General features: G+C 64.0%; 20 protein-coding genes and 1 tRNA gene. 16 read left to right on the top strand and 5 right to left on the bottom strand.

What is annotated here, in order from left to right:
* The first annotated feature begins 28 nt into the window (after positions 1–28).
* A tRNA-Leu gene (locus H4P35_RS15810) sits at positions 29–115 on the top strand.
* 283 nt (positions 116–398) lie between these two features.
* Positions 399–1,619, top strand: coding sequence for a diguanylate phosphodiesterase (locus tag H4P35_RS15805; protein ID WP_226846197.1), 1,221 nt, complete (start codon positions 399–401; stop codon positions 1,617–1,619).
* A gap of 37 nt (positions 1,620–1,656) precedes the next feature.
* Here H4P35_RS15805 and H4P35_RS15800 read toward each other — a convergent pair whose 3' ends face one another.
* Positions 1,657–2,196 carry a hypothetical protein gene (locus H4P35_RS15800; protein WP_226846196.1) on the bottom strand — a complete coding sequence of 180 codons (540 nt, stop codon included), beginning with the start codon at positions 2,194–2,196 and terminating at the stop codon, positions 1,657–1,659.
* Between the two features lie 203 nt (positions 2,197–2,399).
* Between H4P35_RS15800 and aqpZ the strand changes: the two genes are divergently transcribed.
* The 3 genes from aqpZ (at position 2,400) to H4P35_RS15785 (ending at position 4,483) form a co-directional block, all read left to right on the top strand.
* Positions 2,400–3,113 (top strand): aquaporin Z, encoded by a 714-nt coding sequence (gene aqpZ / locus H4P35_RS15795; RefSeq protein WP_056324443.1) that lies wholly within the window; start codon positions 2,400–2,402, stop codon positions 3,111–3,113.
* A gap of 135 nt (positions 3,114–3,248) precedes the next feature.
* Positions 3,249–4,106 (top strand): 3-deoxy-8-phosphooctulonate synthase, encoded by an 858-nt coding sequence (gene kdsA / locus H4P35_RS15790; protein ID WP_226846195.1) that lies wholly within the window; start codon positions 3,249–3,251, stop codon positions 4,104–4,106.
* Between the two features lie 68 nt (positions 4,107–4,174).
* Complete coding sequence (locus H4P35_RS15785) at positions 4,175–4,483, top strand: hypothetical protein (protein ID WP_056324448.1); 309 nt, start codon at positions 4,175–4,177, stop codon at positions 4,481–4,483.
* Between the two features lie 50 nt (positions 4,484–4,533).
* Here the strand turns inward: H4P35_RS15785 and H4P35_RS15780 are convergent, their stop codons facing one another.
* Entirely contained in the window at positions 4,534–5,019 is a 486-nt protein-coding gene (locus H4P35_RS15780; RefSeq protein WP_226846194.1) for a GNAT family N-acetyltransferase, read from the bottom strand.
* Positions 5,020–5,180: 161 nt separating this feature from the next.
* On the opposite strand from H4P35_RS15780, the gene H4P35_RS15775 reads away from it, so the two are divergent.
* Both H4P35_RS15775 and H4P35_RS15770 read left to right on the top strand, forming a co-directional pair.
* Positions 5,181–6,830 carry an intermembrane transport protein PqiB gene (locus H4P35_RS15775; protein WP_226846193.1) on the top strand — a complete coding sequence of 550 codons (1,650 nt, stop codon included), beginning with the start codon at positions 5,181–5,183 and terminating at the stop codon, positions 6,828–6,830.
* Positions 6,831–6,930: 100 nt separating this feature from the next.
* Positions 6,931–7,188, top strand: coding sequence for a hypothetical protein (locus tag H4P35_RS15770; RefSeq protein ID WP_128828507.1), 258 nt, complete (start codon positions 6,931–6,933; stop codon positions 7,186–7,188).
* 25 nt (positions 7,189–7,213) lie between these two features.
* On the opposite strand, the gene H4P35_RS15765 is transcribed toward H4P35_RS15770, so the two are convergent.
* On the bottom strand, positions 7,214–7,522 hold the full coding sequence (locus H4P35_RS15765) for a hypothetical protein (protein WP_152384769.1): 309 nt from the start codon (positions 7,520–7,522) through the stop codon (positions 7,214–7,216).
* 166 nt (positions 7,523–7,688) lie between these two features.
* On the opposite strand from H4P35_RS15765, the gene H4P35_RS15760 reads away from it, so the two are divergent.
* Positions 7,689–8,087, top strand: a complete 399-nt coding sequence (locus H4P35_RS15760; protein ID WP_056324461.1) for a RidA family protein — start codon at positions 7,689–7,691, stop codon at positions 8,085–8,087.
* Between the two features lie 13 nt (positions 8,088–8,100).
* Here the strand turns inward: H4P35_RS15760 and H4P35_RS15755 are convergent, their stop codons facing one another.
* Positions 8,101–9,015 (bottom strand): LysR family transcriptional regulator, encoded by a 915-nt coding sequence (locus tag H4P35_RS15755; RefSeq protein WP_226846192.1) that lies wholly within the window; start codon positions 9,013–9,015, stop codon positions 8,101–8,103.
* 126 nt (positions 9,016–9,141) lie between these two features.
* On the opposite strand from H4P35_RS15755, the gene H4P35_RS15750 reads away from it, so the two are divergent.
* The 3 genes from H4P35_RS15750 to H4P35_RS15740 all read left to right on the top strand — a co-directional run bounded on the left by H4P35_RS15750 (position 9,142) and on the right by H4P35_RS15740 (position 11,110).
* Entirely contained in the window at positions 9,142–10,299 is a 1,158-nt protein-coding gene (locus H4P35_RS15750; RefSeq protein WP_226846191.1) for a DSD1 family PLP-dependent enzyme, read from the top strand.
* 25 nt (positions 10,300–10,324) lie between these two features.
* On the top strand, positions 10,325–10,723 hold the full coding sequence (locus H4P35_RS15745; protein ID WP_304518336.1) for a RidA family protein: 399 nt from the start codon (positions 10,325–10,327) through the stop codon (positions 10,721–10,723).
* A gap of 93 nt (positions 10,724–10,816) precedes the next feature.
* The gene (locus tag H4P35_RS15740; RefSeq protein WP_152384766.1) at positions 10,817–11,110 is read left to right on the top strand and encodes a hypothetical protein; all 294 of its coding nucleotides are present in this window, start codon (positions 10,817–10,819) and stop codon (positions 11,108–11,110) included.
* Positions 11,111–11,150: 40 nt separating this feature from the next.
* Here H4P35_RS15740 and H4P35_RS15735 read toward each other — a convergent pair whose 3' ends face one another.
* The gene (locus tag H4P35_RS15735) at positions 11,151–11,456 is read right to left on the bottom strand and encodes a DUF2513 domain-containing protein (protein WP_128828503.1); all 306 of its coding nucleotides are present in this window, start codon (positions 11,454–11,456) and stop codon (positions 11,151–11,153) included.
* 123 nt (positions 11,457–11,579) lie between these two features.
* Here H4P35_RS15735 and H4P35_RS15730 point away from each other — a divergent pair, with 123 nt between their 5' ends.
* The 5 genes from H4P35_RS15730 (at position 11,580) to H4P35_RS15710 (ending at position 14,195) form a co-directional block, all read left to right on the top strand.
* Entirely contained in the window at positions 11,580–11,978 is a 399-nt protein-coding gene (locus H4P35_RS15730) for a hypothetical protein (protein WP_128828502.1), read from the top strand.
* A gap of 92 nt (positions 11,979–12,070) precedes the next feature.
* Complete coding sequence (locus tag H4P35_RS15725) at positions 12,071–12,391, top strand: hypothetical protein (protein ID WP_056324478.1); 321 nt, start codon at positions 12,071–12,073, stop codon at positions 12,389–12,391.
* Positions 12,392–12,762: 371 nt separating this feature from the next.
* A complete protein-coding gene (locus H4P35_RS15720; RefSeq protein WP_006220190.1) occupies positions 12,763–12,966 on the top strand; it encodes a cold-shock protein in 204 nt (67 codons plus the stop codon).
* Between the two features lie 137 nt (positions 12,967–13,103).
* The gene (locus H4P35_RS15715) at positions 13,104–13,667 is read left to right on the top strand and encodes a DUF924 family protein (RefSeq protein ID WP_152384765.1); all 564 of its coding nucleotides are present in this window, start codon (positions 13,104–13,106) and stop codon (positions 13,665–13,667) included.
* Between the two features lie 321 nt (positions 13,668–13,988).
* Positions 13,989–14,195, top strand: coding sequence for a cold-shock protein (locus tag H4P35_RS15710; RefSeq protein WP_042794090.1), 207 nt, complete (start codon positions 13,989–13,991; stop codon positions 14,193–14,195).
* The last annotated feature ends 75 nt before the right edge of the window (positions 14,196–14,270 follow it).

Raw genomic sequence — 14,270 nt, 5'->3', positions numbered from 1 at the left:
CAAGCTACAATAGCGGGCTTGGCCTATTGCGAAGGTGGCGAAATTGGTAGACGCACCAGGTTTAGGTCCTGACGCCGTAACAGGTGTAGGGGTTCGAGTCCCCTCCTTCGCACCACCAAACTTCCCATGTTTTCAGTGATTTAGGTTTCGGACCGATCATTTCAGGGATATTTGGCCAAATCTTCCGGCTCAACCCACGTTTCCCCCCGAGCCGTTCTCCGTCTTGCCGCCGTCCGCGAATCCGCACCCGGTACTGACGTTTATTGCGCGCCGCTGAATCTGGCCGGACTTCCAGGCTTGCTTGCCTCGCGCCCATGCTTCGCGTACCCCCGCCCGCCGCCTCAGGGCTCCGCCGCAGCGCCTCACCCACGTCCGACCCGTTCGTGAAAGAACACGACATGATTTCCACACTGATATACCGCAGCCGTGCTGCCGAAACCATGAATGCGCAGGATCTGACCGATCTGTTGACGCCCGCCCGGGCGCGCAACGCCGCATTGGACGTGACCGGCATCATGCTCTTTGACGGTGTGCACTTCGTGCAGCTGCTGGAGGGCCCCGATGAAGCGGTATCGCGCCTTTTCGATTCGATACGGCGCGACGACGCCCACAAGAACGTCGTGTTGCTGATGCAGGACCAGGGGCCGGCCCGCCGGTTCGGTGGCGATGCGATGGCCTTGCTTGATCTGCGCGAGCTCGGCCCGCAAGAGGTGTCCTCGCGCATTCTTGCCAAAATGACAGTTTCCGCCCGGCTGGCGCGTGGCGACGACCGGGTCGTGAAGATCCTGGGCTGGTATGCCGCCGCGCGGGGGACCGATCATATCGTCGAGGGCGAAGATGCTGCCCGCTGGCGGTTTGCGGCGAGCGGCGCGGCTGCGATCCAGGAAGACCCCGCAGCGCCCGCCCGCGCGTATCCCTTTGCGCTGCAACCGATCGTCGATCCCATGCGGCGCGAGGTCACATCCTTCGAGTTCCTGATCCGCGGCAGATCCGGAGAATCCCCCGAACAGATGTTCGCCAGTCTCGATCCCGCTCAGCGTTACCGCGTCGATCTGGAATCGAAAGCCGCGGCATTCGAACTGGCGCGGCGGTTGGGTCTGGAAAATGTGAAGCTGTCGGTCAACCTGCTGCCGATGTCGCTGATCGAAGACCCGTCGGCGGTCAGCCGCCTGGTGGATCAGATTGCGGCCTGCGACCTCTTGTCGCAGCACGTGATCGTGGAAATCACCGAACAGGAAGCCATTGAGCGCCCGTTCGCCTTCCGGGACGCGATCGCACGCCTGCGCCGGGCAGGCATCGGTGTCGCGATCGATGATTTCGGGGCAGGGTTCGCGGGCCTGTCGTTGCTGGCCGAATTTCAGCCGGACAAGCTCAAGATCGACCGGCAACTCATCCAGAACATTCATCTGGACGGCCCCCGCCAGGCGATCGTTTGCGGCATTGCGCGCGCTTGCAGCGCCATGGGCATCACGCCCGTCGCGGAGGGCGTGGAACGGGTCGAGGAATGGTGCTGGCTCCAGGCCGCCGGTTTCGAACGCTTTCAGGGCTATCTGTTCGCAAAGCCCGCCCTGAATGCAGTGCCCGACGTGCGGTGGCCCGAGCGCGTTCAGGCGGATTGACGTTCTGCTGGCGTCGGGACGGCGTTCTCAGCCGCCGTCACCGCTTGGCCGCCTTCGGCAACCAGGCGGTAAACCAGGCCGCGGCAGCCAGCGCCGCCAGGATGACGACCGTGCCCGCGGTGGCGGTGAACGCCGGCACGTACATCATCGCCAGATCCGCGACGACGATGACCATGAAGGCGGCCGCCCATGCCCAGGCAATCCGCTCGGCCGTGCGCCGGAACGCCGGCAGGGCGGCGACTTCGGGCGACACGCGTTCTTTCGCGTACTGAAGCGTGAAGGGCCGGCCGGCAAAGATCGAGCCCAGCACGATTGCCAGGAGGCCCGCGTCCACCAGCAGCCGGACGCTCAGCAGGGACGGGCTGAAGCCCGCGAAGCGCGTCGCGAAGGCAAGCGCGCCAAACAGGATCAGGGAGCCGACTTCCAGCGTCTTGGGCGATACATGAAGAATGAACCAGTCCCGTATCACCAGCAGGGCGGCGACGGCGGTCGCCGCCACCAGGGCTGCATGCGTGCCGATCCGATGCTCCAACAACGCGAAGGCGATGAAGGGAGCGAATGCGAGTAGCAGTTTCACGGTGTTCCTCCGGCGAAGGCGGGCCGCTGAAAACATAGCACTCGCCGTTTTTTGACGTCAACGAGGCTGGGTGAGTTGGACCTTGAATTTCGTCCCCCTGCATCCCCCATCTGTCCGATCCCAGGGCGCCCGCCATCCGGCTATTTTGACCATTACCTTCCCGCCCGCCCCTACCTTAGGGCTTCCGATATCGAGGAGTGGTCATGTATTCATTACCCAAGCGTTGCGGCGCGGAGTTCTTCGGCACCTTCTGGCTGGTGCTGGGCGGGTGCGGCGCGGCGGTGCTCGCCGCCGGATTTCCCCAGTTGGGCATCGGATTCTTGGGCGTGGCGCTGGCGTTTGGCCTGACCGTCCTGACGATGGTCTTCGCAGTGGGTCACATCTCCGGCGGGCACTTCAATCCTGCGGTCACGGTGGGGCTGGTGGCGGGCGGACGCTTTCCCGCCAAGGAAATCCTGCCGTACGTCATCGTGCAGGTGCTGGGCGCGATTGCGGCGGCGGCGGTCCTGGCATGCATTGCAAACGGCAAGCTGGGCTTTGACCTGCGGGCAAGCCACTTTGCCGCCAATGGATATGGCGCGTATTCACCCGGCAAATACACATTGCTGTCCGCGCTGGTGACCGAACTGGTGCTGACAGCCGGCTTTATCTTCGTGATTCTTGGCGCGACCAGCCGGCGCGCGCCGGCGGGCTTTGCCGCCATTCCCATCGGCTTCGCGCTGACGCTCATCCACCTCATCAGCATCCCGGTCACCAACACGTCGGTGAATCCGGCGCGGTCGACCGGGCCGGCACTTTTTGTAGGCGGCTGGGCGCTGGAGCAGTTGTGGCTGTTCTGGGTGGCCCCCATCGTGGGCGCGATCATCGGCGCGGTGGCCTACCGGCTGGTCAGCGACCCGGCGCTCGAGCGGGCCTGACAAGCCTGGTCCGCAACGCCCGCGTGTTTTTCGGCCCGTGCTGGCCGGAAAATGGGGGCGGGCAGATGGATGCCGCAGTAAGGCAGGTTGTACATTACGCACTATCACCTGCCTTACCTTTACAGGATTCCCATCATGACCGCCCCAGAAGTCGTAATTTCCTCCTCGATCGCCTGCGCGAACGATCGGCCTTTCGTGCTGTTCGGCGGCATCAACGTCCTGGAATCCAAGGAACTGGCGCTGCGCGCCTGCGAGGAATACCAGCGCGTGACGCGCAAACTGGGCATCCCCTACGTGTTCAAGGCGTCGTTCGACAAGGCCAACCGCTCGTCCATCCATTCCTATCGCGGTCCCGGACTGGAAGAGGGCATGAAGATCTTCGAAGCCGTGAAAACGGAGTTCGGCGTGCCGGTCATCACCGACGTGCACGAGCCTTGGCAGGCCGCGCCGGTCGCCGAAGTCGCCGACATCCTGCAACTGCCTGCATTCCTGGCCCGCCAGACCGACCTGGTCGTCGCGATGGCCAAGACGCAACGCGTGGTCAACATCAAGAAGCCGCAGTTCCTCAGTCCCACGCAGATGCTCAACGTCGTCGAGAAGTTCACCGAGGCCGGCAACGACAAGCTGATTCTCTGCGACCGCGGCACGAGCTTCGGCTACGACAACCTGGTCGTCGACATGCTGGGCTTTGGCGTGATGAAAAAAGTATCCGGCAACCGTCCGCTGATCTTTGACGTGACCCACGCGCTGCAGCAGCGATCGGCCCTGGACGCCGCATCCGGCGGGCGCCGTGAACAGGTGGCCGAACTGGCGCGCGCGGGCATGGCGGTCGGTCTGGCGGGCCTCTTCCTGGAAGCCCATCCCGACCCCAAGAACGCAAAGTGCGACGGTCCCAGCGCCTTGCCGCTGGACAAGTTGGAGCCCTTCCTGACGCAACTCAAGCAGCTCGACGACCTGGTGAAGTCCTTTGCGCCCATCGACATCGAGCCCTGACACTGGCGCGGTCATGCCGCGGACGCCAGGCTGTTATACGATCCAGGCCACACGTTAGGGAGGCCTGGATGTCTTTGTATGTGATCGTCGCCGTGCGCAAGGAGGCCATGAGTGGCCATATCGCCTACGTGCGCTGGGGGCAGGCCGTGCGCGGCGTTCCCGGGTGGATCTCGGAGCCCACGACGGCGGCAGCCTCCGAAGTCATTGAACTTCTCAAGGAAGGCGCCGAGGTCGAGACCGCGATCAGCGTGGACGGCTTGACCGTCGCATCGCGCGCGGTGCGCGTGCTGGTGGATGCGCGGGGCCGCGAGCATCTCGCGTCCGTCCCGGTGCCCAGCTCCACCTTGCACACGCTGTTCGACCTGCCGGAGTTCTGAGCGGTCTGACTGTCTTAGTGGCTGCCTAAGTGGCTGCCGTAGTGGCCGCCTCAGCGGCGGCCTTCGGTGAAATTGCGCAATGCGTCGCCGGCCATCCGATAGCGCACCCAATCGTCCTGAGGCAGGGCGCCAATGGATTGATAAAAATCGATCGCGGGCTGGTTCCAGTCCAGCACGCTCCATTCAAGCCGCCCGCAATCGTTTGCGACCGCCTCGCGCGCCAGATGGCGCAGCAGATCGCGTCCCGCGCCGATGCCTCGATGTTCGGGCGTGACGTACAGATCCTCCAGGTAGATGCCGTTCTTTCCAAGCCAGGTGGAGTAGCTGTAGAAATAGACGGCGTAGCCGATGGCCTTGCCCTCGACCAGGCACATCAACGCGCGGGCCGGGGCGCCTTGCGCAAACAAGGTGCGCTCGACATCTTCAGCGCTGGCGATCACCTCATGGGCGGCGCGCTCGTAGATCGCCAGTTCGGTGATGAAGGCATGGATCTGGGCCGCGTCCGAAGGCACGGCAGGACGGATTTCGATATTCACGGAAGTTTCCTGTTTACTGGGATGGCTATCCTACTCTTTCTTTAGTCTGCGGGCATGCGCAAACGTCGGGATTACCCTTGTTGCGCGGCGGGCCCGCCGGCGCGACGCTTTAGCGGGATTGCACCCAGAGTCCGGACGCGTGCTCACGAAGGATGCCTTCAATGCCCGAGACTGTTTCTGCTGCCGCTCAAAAGCGCCCGTCGGCCCGCCGTGGCCGCCGCGTTTCCTGGATCTGGCTGGTGCCGATCGTCGCGGCGCTGGGCGGCTTGCTGCTGGTGCTGAAGGTCTGGATGGACGCCGGCCCGCAGGCCACGATCAGTTTCCAGACGGCAGAAGGGCTGGAGGCGGGCAAGACGCAGGTCCGATACAAGGAAGTGAATGTCGGCCTCGTGGAGCGCGTGGCGCTCAACGCAGACAGAACGGGCGTGATCGCGACGGTGCGGCTCAACAAGGAGGCGGCAGGCCTCTTGCAAGAGGGCACCTTGTTCTGGGTGGTGCGGCCCCGGCTCACGCTTAGCGGCGTCTCCGGCCTGAGCACCTTGCTGTCCGGCGCCTACATCGGCCTGGACCCGGCTGGCCTTCGCGGCGGCGTCGATCCCGGCAAGGCCACCAAATTCGCGTTCGTCGGCCTGGAGGTCCCGCCCGAAGTGACGCAGGACCGGCCGGGCAAGCGCTTCACGCTCAAGGGCCACGACCTCGGGTCGCTGGATATCGGCTCGCCGGTCTATTACCGGCGCATCGCGGTGGGGCAGGTTGTGAGCTACCGGCTGGACAGCACCGGCAAGGGGGTGGACATCCAGGTGTTTGTGGACGCGCCGAACGATGCATATGTGAACGAAGGCACGCGCTTCTGGAATGCGAGCGGCGTGGATTTCTCGGTGGATGCGCGGGGGCTTGAAGTGCGCTCGCAATCCCTGCTGTCCGTGATCGTGGGGGGCGTCGCCTTCGATTCGATAGAGACCCGCCATCATGCCGCGGCCAAGCCGGAGGCCACGTTCGTCATCTACCCCTCAGAAACCGCTGCGCGGGCGCAGCCGGATGGCATGCCGTTGCATATCCGCATGCGGTTTGACCAGTCGGTGCGGGGCCTTTCCGTCGGCGCCCCGATCGACGCGTTCGGCGCCTCGGTCGGGCAGGTCGACGCCATCGGGCTGGAATTGGACCGCACGACCAACCAGTTCTACGCGCTGGTAGATGCCACGCTATACCCGGAGCGGCTGGGCGCGAAGACGTTCGAAGAGATCCGGGAGTATTCCGGATCGTCGCTGGAGCATCCCAGCGGCAAGCTGATGGCGGCCATGATCGAGCAGGGCCTGCGTGCGCAATTGCGCATCGGCAACCTGCTGACGGGCCAGCTGTACATTGCGATGGCGGTGTTTCCTGATGCCAAGCCCGTCACGTTCAAGATGGAAGAGGCGCCATTCATCCCCACGGTGCCAAACAACCTCGATCAGCTGCAACTGCAGTTGAACTCAATCCTGACCAAGATCGAAAAGATCCCGCTGGAGGGCCTGGGCGCTGAGCTGGGCAACCTGCTGCAGGGCACGTCCAGGCTGGTCAAGCGGCTGGACACGCAGCTTGCGCCCGAAGCGTCCGCGATGCTGCGCCAAGCCAGCCGATCGCTGGGCGCCGTGGGCGGGTTGCTGAGTCCCGATGCGGGCTTGCCGGCCAACACAAGCACGCTGCTGCAGGAACTGGCCCGCACCGCGCGGTCGTTGCGCGAATTGGCCGACTACCTGCAAGCCCATCCGGGGTCGTTGTTGCGGGGACGCGCGCCGGATCCGGTGACTGGGCGGGCGCCAGCGCGTTGAACTCTACGTTTCCCTTCAGGAACGCTACTTGCTGCAAGCCATCCTGGGGGCGCCAGGCGAGAGCGGATCGAGCGGCGCCGCGACAGAGGGGAGACTCAGCATGGACCATAGTGAAATGATGGCGCGCATGATCACGTTACCGGTGGCGCCTGGCAGGTTTGACGGCTGGGACGGCGTGCTTTCCACCTTGGCCGACTGCCTGTTGCAGGTGCAGGGAAAGCTGTCGGACGCCGACGTGAAGCGTTTTCTGGACGTCGGCGCGCTGGTGTATCGCACCTGCTGTCAGGACGAAGCGCGCCAGCGCTGGACGGCCGAAGAGCTTGCGGCCTATCACCGTAAGGCGCCAGTCGACGCCTGAGACGCAGGCATAGCGCACTGCGAGGTCAGAAAAGACACTGCCTCAGCGCAAAAGTCCGCCCGAAGGCGCGGACTTCGTCGCCCTCCACCGACGCCGACACATCCCAGTGCGCACCGCGCGTGACCAGAATGGACTGGCTGGAAAACGCGTGCCGCAGCGCAAACTGCCAGAAAGCGCCTTCCGATCCTTCGGGCGCCAGATCATGCGGGCCGATCTGCAGGCGCGACGGCCGGGGCGTGGCGCCCAATGACCATTTCAGAGCAATCACCAGGAACGCGAAACGCGCGGACGTCGTGGCGGGCTGGATGCATAGAACTCGGATCTTCTCGCTCATGGCCGTGACCCTGGCTGAACAGACCGGTCCAGCGTAGCAAACGCCGTGCCGCGGCTCCATACCGCGTTTGGTCGACTCGACGCGCGGTGCCGCTGGCGCTTCGTCGTCCGCAGTGCGGTTGCTAGAATGACCAGCCGTCCCCCGCCGGACTGCACAGGAGAAGCCCATGTCCCGAGTCGTCGTCAATCCCGATACGGTGTTCAATTCCGTGCAGTACGGTTTCAGCCAGGCGGTGATCGTTACCGGACAACGCCGCATGCTGCTGTCCGGCCAGGTCGGCGTCGATGCCAACGAGCGTACGGTCGGACCCGGGCTGCAAGTGCAGACTGAAGCGGCGCTGGACAATGTCGAACGTGTCCTGGCGGCCGCGGGCGGCAATCTGTCGCAGGTCATCATGCTGCGGATCTACATTTGCGACACGGTCAGCACCGAACAGGAGGTCGTGGCGCAGGCCCTTCGCGACCGCTTCAAGGTCGATCCGCCGCCGTCGTCGTGGATCATCGTCAGCGGGTTGTCGTTGCCCGAATGGCTGATCGAGATCGAAGCGGAAGCGATGCTCGATTGAGCCGTCCTCCCGCCTAGGACGCCCCGCCGCGCCAGGGCGGCGCGACGAAGGCCGCGCGCAGCGCCGTCAGAAACCCTGCCGTGCGCGCGGACAGTTCCTGCCGCGATTTCACCAGCGCCACCACATTCGCATCGGGCAGGCTCCAGCCGGCCAGCAACGGGACCAGTGCGCCCGCACGGACGTGCGTGGCCACGTCCCATTCCGAACGCGCGACGATGCCGTGTCCGCCCAACGCCCACTCCAGCGCAGTGGCCCCCGCGTTGCACGACAACACGGGCGCGATGCGAACCCCGACTGCTGCGCCCCGGGCGCGCCTGAACCGCCACAGGGTCACGTCTTCATCGTTCTCGCGCAGGGCGATGCAGTCATGGTTGCGCAGGTCTTCAGGCATGACCGGCGTGCCGCGCCGCTTCAGGTACGCGGGCGACGCGCACAGCATGCGCCGGTTCGGCGCCAGCGGGTGCGCGACAAGGGTGGAGTCGCGCAGTTCGCCAATGTGCACCATGACGTCCCAGTTGTCCGACGCCAGGCGGGGAGGGCCGTCCGACAGCGTCAGGCTGGCCGTTACGTTCTCGCTGCGCGCTCGGAAGTCGGCCACCAGCGGGGCGATGTAGCGCTGGCCAAAGCCCAGCGGCGCCACTACCCGCAGATGCCCCGCCACAACGCCGCGCCTGCCCGCAAGTTCATCGGCCAGCACCGTCAGGTCATGACTTATCTGCCCCGCGCGCATGGCCAGCAGGCGGCCCTCGTCGGTCAGTGCGATGCCGCGAGCCGATCGGTTGACCAGTCTCACGCCCAACCGCTTTTCCAGCGCATTGAGCCGCTGCGTGACTGCTGGGGGCGTCACGTCCAGCGAGCGCGCCGCCTGCGCCAACGATCCGGCAGTGGAAAGACTCAGGAAAAAGCGCAGGTCGTCGGTCGTAATCATTCAGGCTGGTCTTAATGGGATATTAATTTCGAATTAAACATGGGAAGCGGCGAGCGCGCCATACTTCGTCCTGATCCCGACGGGCCAGCCGTGCCTGCCGCTCCCCTCATCCCTCAAGAGATTCCCATGACCCTGGAAAGCCCCGCGCCCAACTTGGATTCGCTGGAAACGCCCTGCCTGCTGCTGGACGAAACGCGCATGACGCGAAACATCGACCGGCTGAACGCGCTGATGGCCGGCCACGGCGTCAGGTTGCGTCCCCATCTGAAAACGCCCAAATCCATCGAGGTCGCGCGCCGTCTCATGACGACGCCGCAAGGGCCTGCCGCCGTCTCGACGCTGCAGGAGGCCGAGCAATTCGCGGCCGCTGGCGTCACGGATCTGCTGTATGCCGTCGGCGTGTCTCCGTCGAAGCTCGACCGCGTGCTGGCCTTGCGCCAGCGCGGCATCGACCTGACGGTGGTGGTCGACAGCATCGAGGCCGCGCGCGCGGTGTCGGCGCGTTCCAAGGCGGCCGGCGATGCCATCCCGGCGCTGATCGAAATCGATTGCGACGGTCACCGCGCCGGTGTGCAGCCCAAGGACACCGGCCAGTTGCTGGCCATTGCGCGCGTGCTGCACGAAGAGGGCGCCTGCCTGCGCGGCGTCATGACGCACGCGGGCGAATCGTATGGCTGCCGTAGCGTCGAGGCGATCGCGGATATGGCCGAACAGGAGCGGTGGGCCGCCGTCAGTTGCGCGCAGGCGATTCGCGACGCGGGGTTGCCGTGCCCGGTGGTCAGCGTCGGCTCAACGCCCACCGCGCACTTTGCTCGGAACCTCGAAGGCGTCACGGAGGTCCGTGCCGGCGTGTACGTCTTCCTTGATCTCGTGATGGCCGGCCTGGGGGTGTGCAGCGTGGACGACATCGCCGCCACGGTGCTGACCACCGTTATCGGCCATCAGCCCGATAAGGGCTGGATCCTGGTGGACGCTGGGTGGATGGCCATGTCGCGGGATCGTGGCACGGCAAAACAGCCGGTGGACCAGTTGTACGGCTTGGTGTGCGACGTGGACGGCGCGGTTTACCCGGACGTGCTGCTTGCCGAAACCAACCAGGAGCAGGGCATCATCAAGGTGCGCCCTGGCAGCGCCGCGGTGTTGCCCGACCTGCCGATCGGCGCCAAAGTGCGTATCGTGCCGAACCACGCTTGCGCGACGTGCGCTCAGCACGACGCCTACGAGGTTGTGCGTACCGGCGAGCCGGGCGTGGTGGCGCACTGGGAACGCTTCCGTGGCTGGTAAGCCGCGCATCATCGTGGACGCTCACATGGACGCTCACATGGACCTCATCCAGACGCCCGACGCCACCCCGCCCGCGGGCCATTATTCTCAGGCGATTCGCGCCAACGGGTTCGTCTTCGTCTCAGGGCAGTTGGGCTTTTTGCCGCCGGCCGCACCTGGCGTGCGCCCCGTCCTGGCGGCGGATGCGGCAGGCCAGACGCGGCAGGCGCTGCGCAGCGTGCGCGCAATCCTGGACGCTGCCGGTTCCTCGTTGTCGTCGGTGGTCAACGTGACCGTGTACATCCCGGACGTCAGCCTGTGGGATGAGGTCAACGCGGTGTACGAGGAATGCTTTGGCAGCCACCGGCCAGCCCGCGCCATCGTGCCCACCCGAGAACTGCACTACGGCGCGCTGGTGGAAATCAGCGTGGTGGCGTTGGCCTGACCGGGGTTCGCGGCCGGGCAGGGGAGCAAACGGCGGCACGCAGGCGCCGCCTATAATGCGTGCGCCTCAATGCCCTTGGCGGAGACCGTTCCCATGCACTACGAGTATCTGTTCTGGTCCATGGCTGCCATGGTGGCCGCCGCACTTGCCGGCGGCGCCTTGTGCGGCCGCCTGCGGACGGTCAAGCAGCTGCTGATCGGCCTTGTGGCGTGGTCGGTGGCGATATTCGTGGCCGTGCTGGTGTTGGCGCGGCAGGGGGGATTCGATGAGCTGGCGGCGATGCTGTCGATCGCCGCCTTCATGTTCAGTCTCGTGATCGGCGCCGCGGCGGCGCTGTTGACGCGGCGCATCCGGCAACGCCGGCAAACGGCGCAATCATTGCGCTAAGCCGCGCGGATCGTCCGGCTGCGCCTTTCGGCGCAGCGTCTCATTCTTCGGCGTCGAAGTCCTCGTCGTCTTCGTCTTCGTCGTCCTCATCCTGCTCCAGGGCGTCGTAGCCCTTCCACGTGATGCGCCAGCGCGTGGCGCCAGCGGTCGCCGCGGTCTCGCTGATCTGCTTGACCAGGCCGGCATCTTCCAGCAGGTCCAGGTGATGCGCGATGAGCTGCAGGCCTTGCTCTTCGGGGTGCGGCGCCAGGGCGGCGTTCTTGATGTCGTGCGTGCTCAGGTTGGGGCCGGGGGCGTCGCGCAGGGCGCCCAGAATCGTGACGACCAGATCGAAATCGCGTTGCATGATGTCCACCATGTTGGGATGAAAGAACACGTTGACGATAGCAGACTTCCGCAACGGCAATAGGACGGCGGGCGCGCCTGCGTTACAGTCCGGGGTTCTTGCTAAACCACATTCGAAAACACCATGAAAAAACCCGCAGAACGGGATTGTCTGGCGGTCGTTCCAGGCTACACGGGCCAGTCCGCCAAGCTGTTCCTCTCCCGCGGCGAGGATGAGCGCATCGACGGCGTGACCGTCTACGACCTGCTCGGGCACGTCAAGCAGCAGGGAGATGCCGAGGCTGCCGCGGCCTGGGTGGGCGAATGGCTCGCCAAGGAAGCCGACAACCGCAAGGCGCGCCGCACGCAACTCCAGGCTCAGTTGTTCATCTGCAAGCTGGCCGCCGACGAAAAGACGGCTTTCCTCGCCGCGCAGAAGCCGCTGGCCCGGGTGCTGGCCGAAGCCGGGGTGCGTTGCCGTACCGTGGCGGCCACTTCCGGGGCTGCTCGCCAGTCGCTTGGCCCCAGCGTCAAGAAACGTTAGCCTAAGGCTGTTATAGTCGCGCCTGGGCGTGCGTGTGCACCTGTGAGGTGCGTGCCCAGGCGGGTTCAGCCCGCAAATCAAGGAAGATGGAAATGGAAATACTCAGTCGGCACGTTGCCGACGTAGCGGGCGGCGTCGAGCTGCACACCACCCTGGACGGCGAGAGCATCAGCGCTTATGTCGTCATGGGCGTGGATGATCTCAATGCAATCGCAGACATCGTGCCTCGCGAAAAAGTCGATGCCGGAGCGGATATACACGCCGCCAATGTCGACAATGTTGATAATGCTCAAGAACAGATCGACCAAGTGCTGGAAAATATGAACCCCGGCGACGTGGCGGTTTTCCTTTGCTCGGGCCCCGATGCTTTTGGCGCGGCGCTCGACTTGTTGGGTTTACCTATCGACGAGTAAGCCTGGCGGCAAACCATAGTGTCATCCGAACGGCGTATTGCAGGTCGTACGCGCTTTTGATGGCATTTATATAAGCCTTGTTTGTTTTTTTATGATGTATGGGTGTTAACACCTATGCAGGGACTCGTTTACCCTTTAAAAACGTGCAGAATAACCGCGCAGTTTCTCTTTGTTGCATTATTGGCACGTGTTTTTTAGGATTATGTTGACTTGTGAGGGGAATATAACGATAGTGTCGGCACACGATCACAAGCGTTGCGATTTTCGATCAGTGCGGTGCCGTTTCCGGCTCAGCGTTATTGTTCTACTGTCCCCTCCTTGATTGATTCGTGACCTCCGGGCATTTGCCCATTATCTCTAGGAAATACAGTATGGAAACCGGCGTCGTTAAGTGGTTCAATTCGGAAAAGGGTTATGGCTTCATCACCCCGGAAGCGGGTGGCAAGGATCTGTTCGCTCACTTCTCCGAAATTCAGGGCTCGGGCTTCAAGTCTCTGGAAGAGAACCAGCGCGTCAGCTTTGTGACGGCCAATGGCCCCAAGGGCCCGCAAGCCACGAAGATCCAGGTCCTGTAAGGCTCTGAATTTTCGCAAGAAGGCCCCCTAGTGGGGCCTTTTTTGTTTTCTGCGCGTTATGCTGGGCGGCTGATTTTCCGTCGCGCTACCGATTCTTTTGGGAATGGCAGCGCACTCACCCTTATGCACGCATCGCCATGACCGCAACCACCCCCACGCCGTTTGTCACGCAACCTCAGGATGTGGTCGCCTTTTGGCTGCAAGCCGGGCCACCCCAATGGTTCAGCAAGAACGCACAGTTCGACGCCAGCTTTCGCCAGCGCTTCGAAGCGGCGCATATGGCAGCAGCCGCGCGCCGGCTCGATGCCTGGCTGGATGACCCCTCGGGCGCGATCGCGCTCATGATCCTGCTGGACCAGTTTCCCCGCAATGCCTACCGGGACACCGCGCATATGTTCGCCACCGACGCGCTGGCGCTGCATTTCGCGGAACACGCGATCGCCGCGGGCCATGATCTGGAAGTCGATGCGTCGCTACGCCAGTTCTTCTACATGCCGTTCGAGCATGCCGAGAGCCTGGCTGCACAGAACCGCGCTGTCGCCCTGATGGAACCGCTGGGTGCAGAAGCCGTGAAGTGGGCCGTCCTGCATCGCGACATCATCAAGCGTTTCGGACGCTTCCCGCACCGCAACGCGGCGCTGGGACGGCAGACGAGCCAGGCCGAACGCGAGTTTCTGGAAGCCGGCGGATTCGCCGGGTAGGGCGCGGTGCCTCGCGAAGCAGGCCGGGCGTGTCGGTTTCTAGGTGTATCGGTGCGTGGCAAGTTGAAAATGTTCAATCCGCCCAGCGGCCTGGCTTGCGCTTTTTAGCGGGTGTAGGGCCCGTTTTCGGGATCAAAAACAGGCCTTTCGGACATTTGACGTTTTTCCAGATTCGCCAATAAACTGGTTTCAGCGAGATTCTCAAGCGACGCGGTCTGCGTTCTCCTTGGTCGCCGTCAGTGGTGCCGCGGTTGCTATCCTCTCCCATCCTTGAAGATCTGGCGTCCCGCGAGCAATCGCTTTTTAGGTCAAGGACATCCCATGGCAACCGGCATCGTCAAGTGGTTCAACGCCGAAAAGGGTTATGGCTTCATCATGCCCGACGACGGCAGCAAGGATCTTTTCGCTCACTACTCCGAAATCCGCAGCGAGGGCTACAAGTCGCTGCAGGAAAACCAGCGGGTCACTTTCGACGTTGGAACCGGCCCAAAGGGCCCCAGCGCCAAGAACATCAAGGTAGCGGCCTGAGACCTCTCGGGTAGCGCGCTGGGTGCGCCCGGTGTTCTATCCATAAAAAAGCCCCCACGTTTGTCGCGTGGGGGC

Source organism: Achromobacter sp. 77 (assembly GCF_020541125.1).
GTDB lineage: Bacteria > Pseudomonadota > Gammaproteobacteria > Burkholderiales > Burkholderiaceae_B > Achromobacter > Achromobacter mucicolens.
Note: the sequence above shows the minus strand (reverse complement) of the source record. Positions and strands in the feature narration are given on the sequence as shown.

What these genes read in the sequence shown, in the direction of transcription:
- H4P35_RS15785 (WP_056324448.1), top strand. Translation starts at nt 4,175, where the DNA reads ATGTCTTTGTATGTGATCGTCGCCGTGCGCAAGGAGGCCATGAGTGGC.
- H4P35_RS15805 (WP_226846197.1), top strand. Translation starts at nt 399, where the DNA reads ATGATTTCCACACTGATATACCGCAGCCGTGCTGCCGAAACCATGAAT.
- H4P35_RS15735 (WP_128828503.1), bottom strand. Translation starts at nt 11,456, where the DNA reads ATGCAACGCGATTTCGATCTGGTCGTCACGATTCTGGGCGCCCTGCGC.
- H4P35_RS15755 (WP_226846192.1), bottom strand. Translation starts at nt 9,015, where the DNA reads ATGATTACGACCGACGACCTGCGCTTTTTCCTGAGTCTTTCCACTGCC.
- H4P35_RS15730 (WP_128828502.1), top strand. Translation starts at nt 11,580, where the DNA reads ATGAAAAAACCCGCAGAACGGGATTGTCTGGCGGTCGTTCCAGGCTAC.
- H4P35_RS15750 (WP_226846191.1), top strand. Translation starts at nt 9,142, where the DNA reads ATGACCCTGGAAAGCCCCGCGCCCAACTTGGATTCGCTGGAAACGCCC.
- H4P35_RS15710 (WP_042794090.1), top strand. Translation starts at nt 13,989, where the DNA reads ATGGCAACCGGCATCGTCAAGTGGTTCAACGCCGAAAAGGGTTATGGC.
- H4P35_RS15715 (WP_152384765.1), top strand. Translation starts at nt 13,104, where the DNA reads ATGACCGCAACCACCCCCACGCCGTTTGTCACGCAACCTCAGGATGTG.
- H4P35_RS15745 (WP_304518336.1), top strand. Translation starts at nt 10,325, where the DNA reads ATGGACGCTCACATGGACCTCATCCAGACGCCCGACGCCACCCCGCCC.
- H4P35_RS15765 (WP_152384769.1), bottom strand. Translation starts at nt 7,522, where the DNA reads ATGAGCGAGAAGATCCGAGTTCTATGCATCCAGCCCGCCACGACGTCC.
- H4P35_RS15760 (WP_056324461.1), top strand. Translation starts at nt 7,689, where the DNA reads ATGTCCCGAGTCGTCGTCAATCCCGATACGGTGTTCAATTCCGTGCAG.
- H4P35_RS15720 (WP_006220190.1), top strand. Translation starts at nt 12,763, where the DNA reads ATGGAAACCGGCGTCGTTAAGTGGTTCAATTCGGAAAAGGGTTATGGC.
- H4P35_RS15740 (WP_152384766.1), top strand. Translation starts at nt 10,817, where the DNA reads ATGCACTACGAGTATCTGTTCTGGTCCATGGCTGCCATGGTGGCCGCC.
- H4P35_RS15725 (WP_056324478.1), top strand. Translation starts at nt 12,071, where the DNA reads ATGGAAATACTCAGTCGGCACGTTGCCGACGTAGCGGGCGGCGTCGAG.
- H4P35_RS15770 (WP_128828507.1), top strand. Translation starts at nt 6,931, where the DNA reads ATGGACCATAGTGAAATGATGGCGCGCATGATCACGTTACCGGTGGCG.
- aqpZ (WP_056324443.1), top strand. Translation starts at nt 2,400, where the DNA reads ATGTATTCATTACCCAAGCGTTGCGGCGCGGAGTTCTTCGGCACCTTC.
- H4P35_RS15775 (WP_226846193.1), top strand. Translation starts at nt 5,181, where the DNA reads ATGCCCGAGACTGTTTCTGCTGCCGCTCAAAAGCGCCCGTCGGCCCGC.
- kdsA (WP_226846195.1), top strand. Translation starts at nt 3,249, where the DNA reads ATGACCGCCCCAGAAGTCGTAATTTCCTCCTCGATCGCCTGCGCGAAC.